The sequence below is a fragment of the Kamptonema sp. UHCC 0994 genome, from assembly GCF_029167235.1.
In the GTDB taxonomy this organism is placed as follows: Bacteria; Cyanobacteriota; Cyanobacteriia; order Cyanobacteriales; family Microcoleaceae; genus Kamptonema.
This window is the reverse complement of the sequence record NZ_JARFTR010000098.1, coordinates 83,010-90,550: the sequence shown is the minus strand read 5'-3', so window position 1 is coordinate 90,550 and position 7,541 is coordinate 83,010. Positions and strand designations below refer to the sequence as shown.

At 43.6% G+C, this 7,541-nt stretch carries 6 protein-coding genes; 5 read left to right on the top strand and 1 reads right to left on the bottom strand.

The features are described from left to right. Positions 1 to 202: 202 nt before the first annotated feature. From PY364_RS09745 to PY364_RS09730, 4 genes are all read left to right on the top strand, one after another. Entirely contained in the window at positions 203 to 793 is a 591-nt protein-coding gene (locus PY364_RS09745; protein ID WP_275522142.1) for a chromophore lyase CpcT/CpeT, read from the top strand. Positions 794 to 861: 68 nt separating this feature from the next. Next, on the top strand, positions 862 to 2,016 hold the full coding sequence (locus PY364_RS09740; protein ID WP_275522140.1) for an NAD-dependent epimerase/dehydratase family protein: 1,155 nt from the start codon (positions 862 to 864) through the stop codon (positions 2,014 to 2,016). A gap of 174 nt (positions 2,017 to 2,190) precedes the next feature. After that, positions 2,191 to 2,994 (top strand): FkbM family methyltransferase, encoded by an 804-nt coding sequence (locus PY364_RS09735; protein ID WP_275522137.1) that lies wholly within the window; start codon positions 2,191 to 2,193, stop codon positions 2,992 to 2,994. Between the two features lie 41 nt (positions 2,995 to 3,035). Continuing rightward, a complete protein-coding gene (locus PY364_RS09730; protein ID WP_275522134.1) occupies positions 3,036 to 4,169 on the top strand; it encodes a glycosyltransferase in 1,134 nt (377 codons plus the stop codon). A 182-nt stretch (positions 4,170 to 4,351) separates the two neighbouring features. Here the strand turns inward: PY364_RS09730 and PY364_RS09725 are convergent, their stop codons facing one another. Beyond that, positions 4,352 to 4,504 carry a hypothetical protein gene (locus PY364_RS09725; RefSeq protein WP_275522132.1) on the bottom strand — a complete coding sequence of 51 codons (153 nt, stop codon included), beginning with the start codon at positions 4,502 to 4,504 and terminating at the stop codon, positions 4,352 to 4,354. Positions 4,505 to 4,899: 395 nt separating this feature from the next. Here PY364_RS09725 and PY364_RS09720 point away from each other — a divergent pair, with 395 nt between their 5' ends. Further along, entirely contained in the window at positions 4,900 to 7,527 is a 2,628-nt protein-coding gene (locus PY364_RS09720; RefSeq protein ID WP_275522130.1) for a GAF domain-containing protein, read from the top strand. Positions 7,528 to 7,541 lie beyond the last annotated feature (14 nt).

Below are 7,541 nucleotides of genomic sequence, written 5' to 3'. Positions count from 1 at the left end.
GGTAAAGATACCGCCCAGAGGGCGGCGTTACGTAAGTCATCAAAAAAATAGAAATTGCCCTGTCAATCCCCACCCGACCTTTCATTATGTTCTTAATGAAAAAAACGCTCGCTTTCCCCTTAAAATATTCTGGGATCGCTCAAGTTCAGCATAACCACAGCCCTCCCAAAAACCAATTATCAACTATCAATTCCTCTTCATAATGACCAATTCCACAGACATCGCCACCCTCGCCCGCTGGATGGCCTCCGACTTCAGCAACCAACCCCAAGCCTTTGAAAACCCCCCCTTCTTCGCCCACATCCGCGTCTGTATGCGCCCCCTCCCCGTAGAATTATTAGGAGGAATCAGCCTCTACCTCGAACAAGCCTACGACTATCAACTCAATCAACCTTACCGAGTTCGAGTATTAAAATTAGTACCCGCAGTTAATTGCATTGAGATCGAAAACTACGCGATCGCAAACGAAGAACAATTCTACGGCTCATCCCGCGACCCTGTGCGCCTCCAAGCCCTCAAAGCCGAAACCATCAAAAAACTCCCCGGATGCACCTTCATCACTCAATGGACGGGCAACAGCTTCCTCGGTCGAGTTGAACCGGGCAAAGGCTGCACAGTAGTCCGCAAAGGCAAAACCACCTACCTCGACAGCGAATTTGAGATCGATGAAAATAAATTCATCAGTCACGACAGAGGGCGCGATCCCGAAACCGACGAACACCTCTGGGGTGCAGTCGCCGGGCCCTTCGAGTTTGTCCGCTGGGCTAGTTTTGCCGATGAGGTTGTAGTTTAAAAGGTTCATATTGCACCATTACCTGATACATTTACCCAGTATTGGCAAGCAAGATTTATCCGTGATTTATGAAAGTCCTGGTTATTGGTGGCGATGGCTATTGCGGTTGGGCAACCGCGCTCTACCTTTCCAATCGAGGTTATGAAGTTGGCATTCTGGACAGTTTTGTGCGGCGGCATTGGGATCTCGAACTTTGTACAGAAACCCTCACTCCTATTGCGCCGATTCAACAACGCCTCCAGCGCTGGCGTGATTTAACTGGCAAGTCCATTGAACTGTTTGTCGGCGATATCACCAATTATGATTTCCTCAGCAGTTCCCTTCGCAAGTTTAAACCCGAAGCGATATTGCATTTTGGCGAACAACGTTCGGCCCCTTTCTCAATGATTGACCGCGAACACGCTGTACTTACTCAGGTTAATAATGTTGTCGGAACGCTAAACATCCTCTATGCGATGCGGGAAGATTTCCCTGATTGTCACTTAGTGAAATTGGGGACAATGGGTGAGTACGGTACTCCGAATATTGATATAGAAGAAGGCTATATCACTATTGAACATAACGGTCGCAAAGATACTCTCCCCTATCCCAAACAACCGGGATCTTTTTATCATTTAAGTAAAGTTCACGACAGCCACAATATCCACTTTGCTTGCAAAATCTGGGGCCTACGTGCTACAGATTTAAATCAAGGGGTAGTTTACGGGGTTTTAACAGAAGAAACCGGTATGGATGAACTGTTAATTAACCGCTTAGACTACGATGGAGTATTTGGAACTGCCCTGAACCGATTCTGCATTCAAGCTGCTATTGGTCATCCACTAACGGTTTATGGCAGTGGCGGACAAACGAGAGCATTTTTGGATATTCGGGATACGGTGCGATGTATGGAAATTGCGATCGCAAATCCCGCCGAACCAGGTCAATTTCGCGTCTTCAACCAATTTACCGAAATGTTTAGCGTCGGTGACTTGGCAATGATGGTGAAAAAAGCTGGTACGGCAATGGGATTAAATGTGGAAATCAATCATCTCGAAAACCCCAGAGTTGAGAAGGAAGAACACTATTTTAATGCCAAAAATACCAGTTTGCTGAGTCTTGGTTTACAGCCTCACTGTTTGTCAGACTCGCTGATAGATTCGCTGATGAATTTTGCGATCAAATACAAGCATCGTGTTGACAAAAATGAAATCCTGCCTAAAGTTAAGTGGCGGAGGAATTAGTAAAGAGAAGTTGGTAGTTAGTAAGAGAGCCACTACTAACTACTAACTACTTAACTGATATCTAACTTCAGAAACTAAAAAATTTGTTTAAGCAATCAGCATCGCTGGAAAGTTGGAAAAACCTAGAGTTCCGTCAAGTTACCTTGTTATAAACATTGAAATGAGGGTCTACAAATGCCATCAATTAGCGAACTCCAAACAGCATCTTTTCTGGAAAGAGTCAAAAAGAAACTTCAACGAGGGTGGAAAAAAATAGCATGGAAAAATTTGGGAGTCAATATAGAGTTGCACCCAGAGCTGACTGTGAAAATTGAAAGCGAAGCAGAATTTTACCTCTATAACGACTTGTTTTGCAGAGGAGAATATGACCTTCCGATTCAGCAAAGTTTGGCATCAGTTTCTCCCAACCGCCTTTTAGAATTTCTAGATCTTGGCGCTAATGTAGGATATTTCCCTTTAAGAATTGCAGATTTAATCCTGCAAAGTAAAAATCCTCAGCAACCTTTTCAGGTAACAATGGTAGAAGGAAGCCCAGTTATTTTTGAAATAATGAAATCGCGCTTAAATCAACAAGAATTACTCAAAAATAAGGTTAAAATCTTTAATGGATTAGTGGGCGAACGACAAGGAAGTGCTGATTTATATCAAATAGATTATCATGTATCAAACTCAATCTTTTTGTCGCCGGAAGGGAAAAAGAAAGACACTGTATCCTACATCGATCTTACCTCTATTTATGGAGGAGAGATTCCAGAAATAGATCTTTTAAAGGTTGACATTGAAGGTTGCGAACAAAGATTGTTAGAGAACTACCCAGAACTCCTTGCAAAAGTAAAAAGTGTTGTTATAGAGCTGCATAAAGACTTATGCGATGTAGGTAGGTGCTCGACAATTTTAAATGAGGCAGGATTTACGAACCACAAACAGTTAAAAGAGGAAAAAATCGGAACAGTAGATTTTTTCTGGAAAAACAATTAACTTTCCTGGTCAATTGCTACAAAATTACTTCAAGTTATGTTATGAGAGTCGCTCTTTTTACTGAAACATTTCTGCCGAAAATAGATGGCATTGTCACGCGGTTGATTCATACAGTTGAACACTTACAACGCGCTGGCGACAAAGTTCTAATTTTTTCCCCAGATGGTGGGCTAACAGAGTACAAAGGAGCCATAATTTACGGTGTTGAAGGCTTTCCTTTGCCGATGTACCCGGAATTGAAAATGGCATTGCCGCGCCCGTCAATTGGACAAAAGTTAGAAGAGTTTCAGCCAGATATTATTCATGTTGCTAATCCGGCTATTTTGGGATTGGCGGGTTTATATTATGGCAAAAAGTTAAATATTCCGCTTTTGGCTTCTTACCATACTCACTTGCCAAAATACCTACATCACTATGGTTTTGGAATGCTTGAACCTTTGTTGTGGGAGTTGTTGAAAGGAGCTCATAATCAGGCTGAGTTAAATCTTTGTACTTCAACGGCGATGGTTGAAGAACTGCGATCGCACGGTATTGAGCGTGTAGACTTATGGCAAAGGGGAGTAGATACGGAGATGTATCAACCCCATTTTGCAACTCCAGAAATGCGCGATCGCCTCAGCCAAGGCAATCCAGACAGCCCACTCTTACTCTATGTCGGTCGCCTCGGTGCAGAAAAAGAAATCGATCGCATCAAACCCGTCTTAGAATCAATTCCTAACGCCCGTCTCGCCTTAGTCGGCGACGGCCCACACCGCCAAGCTTTAGAACAATATTTTGCCGGCACTCCCACCTATTTCGTTGGCTATCTCCGAGGCAGAGAACTCGCCTCAGCCTACGCTTGTGCCGATGCCTTCATTTTTCCCTCCCGCACTGAAACCCTAGGCTTAGTGCTCCTAGAAGCGATGGCTGCGGGTACGCCCGTAGTCGCGGCAAGGTCAGGGGGAATTCCCGATATTGTCACCGATGGCGTTAACGGCTATTTATTTGACCCAGCAGATGAGGAAGGTGCGATCGCTGCTACTCAACGCTTGTTTGCCCATCCCGAAGAACGCGAAACGCTACGACTCAACGCCCGTATTGAAGCTGAACGCTGGGGCTGGGCCGCTGCCACCCACCAACTGCGGCGGTACTATGAATCTGCGATCTTGGCCGATTCACTGCCAAAAGCCGCATAGTTTACGATTTACGCCTCACGTAACGCCGCCATCTTGGCGGTAAATGAACCGCCAAGATGGCGGCGGTACCCATACTCTTGTGTAAGTCCCGCAACTGTTTAGTCGTCTGAAGACGACTTGAGCTATTAGACAGAGGTTTTCACCTCTGGCGGGTTTTGGGAACCGCTGTATAGCCCTAGTTTTTAAGGGGGGTTGAAGGGATCGATCGCACCTACTCCCCGATCGGGTTTAACATTAAATTTGACAGAGTATTGGAAAATAACTTGGTGTAGCAGGCTGCGCCATTCGTGGGTCACGCGCGATCGCCGCAATTCCACCCAGCATAAAAAGCCCATTCTCCCCAACAAAAAAACCTATGAACTAACTTCCAGACTAATTATTTTCCACCTATCCCCACAAAACAAACCCCTTAGTTTTGTGTTTTACCTAACCTCACCTTATATAGCAACCGCTTTCGTCGGTTAGGACATTCTAAATTACTCCAAGCCTTAATTCTATTCCCTTCTTCCCTAGCCCCTAGCCCCTAGCTATATTAGCAGAGTGGGCAGCAACATCAAGGTTGTTAAAAATGATTTCAAAGCACACATTATAGGCAGGTGGAAGTTCGTGATTAAGTAAAACGACTTGTCCAAGCAGTGAAGCCAAAACAGTTTCAACAGTTTGGACAGCCTCAAAACACGACATCAACCAAGCCAAGGGCCACCCTACCCCCTGAAAAATCAGTTAACACATGACATTCTCCAATGCTGGTAGCGTTCTGGCTACACTCACTCAAGTCAATCGCATGGGGGCATTAGCCGCCCGCGTGAAGGATCTGCCAGTTGCCGAATTTGTCTGCCTGCTGGACTTTATCACCGCTGAATTTCAGCAATTTTTGCGTGCGATCGACCTCATCAACAATGAAGCTCTAGAAACTCTTTTAGAGCAACTTTTAGATGCCTTCACCCTCAAAATCGGTCAAATCCTGCAAGCCGATGTCACAACTATATTTTTAGTTAACTCAAATAAAGCTCAACTTTGGTACAAAACCGTCGATCCAACTACCAAAAAAGCTCAAGAAATTCGCCTACCAATGAATGTCGGTATTTTGGGTCACGTTGCTAATACCGGAGAATGTCTCAATGTAGTTGATGCTTATAATCATCCCCTATTTAACCGAGAAGTTGACGAACTCCCAGGGTATGAAACCCAGACCATTCTTTGTATGCCAATTTTCAGCACCAAGAGTGAAAATGCTCCGGTAGCAGTAGTAAGACTATTAAATAAAGCAGGAAATCAGCCCTTTAATGAAGAAGACGAACAACAATTCCGCGCCTTTGCTGACTCAATTGGAATTATTCTCGAAAGCTGTCAATCTTTTTATGTAGCTGCCCGCAATCAGCGAGGAGTTGCAGCACTATTAAGAGCAACAACAACTTTAGGCCAAAGCCTTGACTTGGAAACAACTTTGCGCTCTGTAATGGAGCAAGCCCGTGATTTAATGCAAGCCGATCGCAGTACCCTATTTTTGCTTAGTAAAGAAACCAACGAACTCTGGACAAAAGTAGCCAAAGCCGATGGTAAAACCTTAATGGAAATCCGTATTCCTGCTAATAGAGGCATTGCTGGTTATGTAGCTTCCACTGGTCAAACTCTCAATATTAATGATGCTTATACCGATCCTCGCTTCGATCCGAGTACCGATCATCGCACTGGTTATGAAACGAGAAATATGCTCTGTATGCCAGTTTATAACGCCAAAGGCGAGTTAATTGGGGTAACTCAGTTAATCAATAAACACCAAGGCAGTTTTACTAATTCTGATGAAGAATTTTTGCGTGCTTTTAATGCTCAAGCGGGTATTGCACTGCAAAATTCCCAATTATTTGAAAATGTTTTAGTTGAAAAACAATATCAGAAAGACATCTTACAAAGTCTCACAGATGTTGTGATTTCTACGGATATGCAAGGTCGAATTGTCACGATTAATGAAGCCGCCTTGGGATTGCTTGGTTGTCCCATCGATCAACCCAACGGTAAGCAGAATCGACAACTTTGGGAAGAGAGACTTATCGATCGCTATGTTTGGGAAGTTGTGCCCATTGACAATATGCGATTTCGACTAGAAGACAGTCTGAGGAATGCAGCCAGACATTATGTACCGGAACAAACTTTAACTGTGGGTTTATTAATAGAATTGCCAGAAATTGAGGAGGAAGGAGAAACTTATATCTTGACAATTCCCGATCGCAACAATCCAGATATTTTTTATGCTTGGGGAGAAAATAGCCCCGAATCAGGCCAAATTCCAGTAGTTACTAATGCTCAAGCTCCCTTTCATATTACTCATTTTCCTCTAGGTTATCCTCAATGTGCGGTGCCAATTCCTCGTTCTCAAGTTACAGTAGTCGAACGTAGTTTGAATTTAACTGTTAACCCACTAACAAATCCTGAAGGCGGCGTGCGTGGCGGTATCGTAGTGCTCGAAGATATTTCGAGAGAAAAACGAATGAAAACTACAATGTATCGTTATATGACCCCTGGAGTAGTTGAGCAAGTAATGGCTTTAGGGGAGGGAGCGATGATGGTAGGTGAACGTAAAGATGTGACTATTTTATTTTCAGATATTCGGGGATATACAACAATTACAGAAAATTTAGGTGCTTCTGAAGTGGTAGCACTTTTAAATCAGTATTTTGAGACAATGGTAGAAGCTGTTTTTCGCTATGAAGGAACTTTAGATAAGTTTATTGGTGATGCCTTGATGGCAGTTTTTGGAGCGCCTTTACCTTTGATTGAACACGCTTGGATGGCGATTGAGACAGCTTTAGAAATGCGCTGGCGGTTGAAAGATTTTAATGCTTCTAGACCTAGTGAAACTAACTTTAAGATTGGGATTGGCATTAGTTCTGGGGAAGTAGTTTCCGGTAATATTGGCTCGGAAAAGCGGATGGATTATACGGTGATTGGAGATGCCGTAAATCTTAGTTCTCGCTTGGAAGAATTGACAAAACAATATGGCTGTGATATTATTTTAAGTGAGTTTACTTACAATTTGTGCCGCGACCGAATTTGGGTGCGGGAGTTGGATAAGGTGCGGGTTAAAGGGAAAAATCAAGCCGTCAGTATTTATGAGTTAATCGATCGGCAAACAGTGCCATTGACTGGGGAAATAGAACAATTTTTAGAGCTATACAAGCGGGGTAGAGAGGCTTATATTAATCGAGATTTTCAGCAAGCTATTAGTTATTTTGAGAGGGCGAAGCTAATGCGGCAAACGGATATGGCTGTGGAAGTTCACATTGAGCGATCGCGCCTTTATTTGGAAGTACCGCCCCCGGATGACTGGGATGGTGTACATACTATGGAAACTAAGTAATTATTGTTAACTAT

Excerpts from the sequence above, each read along its gene's own strand:
- PY364_RS09745 (WP_275522142.1), top strand. The coding sequence starts at position 203 with ATGACCAATTCCACAGACATCGCCACCCTCGCCCGCTGGATGGCCTCC.
- PY364_RS09740 (WP_275522140.1), top strand. The coding sequence starts at position 862 with ATGAAAGTCCTGGTTATTGGTGGCGATGGCTATTGCGGTTGGGCAACC.
- PY364_RS09735 (WP_275522137.1), top strand. The coding sequence starts at position 2,191 with ATGCCATCAATTAGCGAACTCCAAACAGCATCTTTTCTGGAAAGAGTC.
- PY364_RS09730 (WP_275522134.1), top strand. The coding sequence starts at position 3,036 with ATGAGAGTCGCTCTTTTTACTGAAACATTTCTGCCGAAAATAGATGGC.
- PY364_RS09725 (WP_275522132.1), bottom strand. The coding sequence starts at position 4,504 with ATGGGCTTTTTATGCTGGGTGGAATTGCGGCGATCGCGCGTGACCCAC.
- PY364_RS09720 (WP_275522130.1), top strand. The coding sequence starts at position 4,900 with ATGACATTCTCCAATGCTGGTAGCGTTCTGGCTACACTCACTCAAGTC.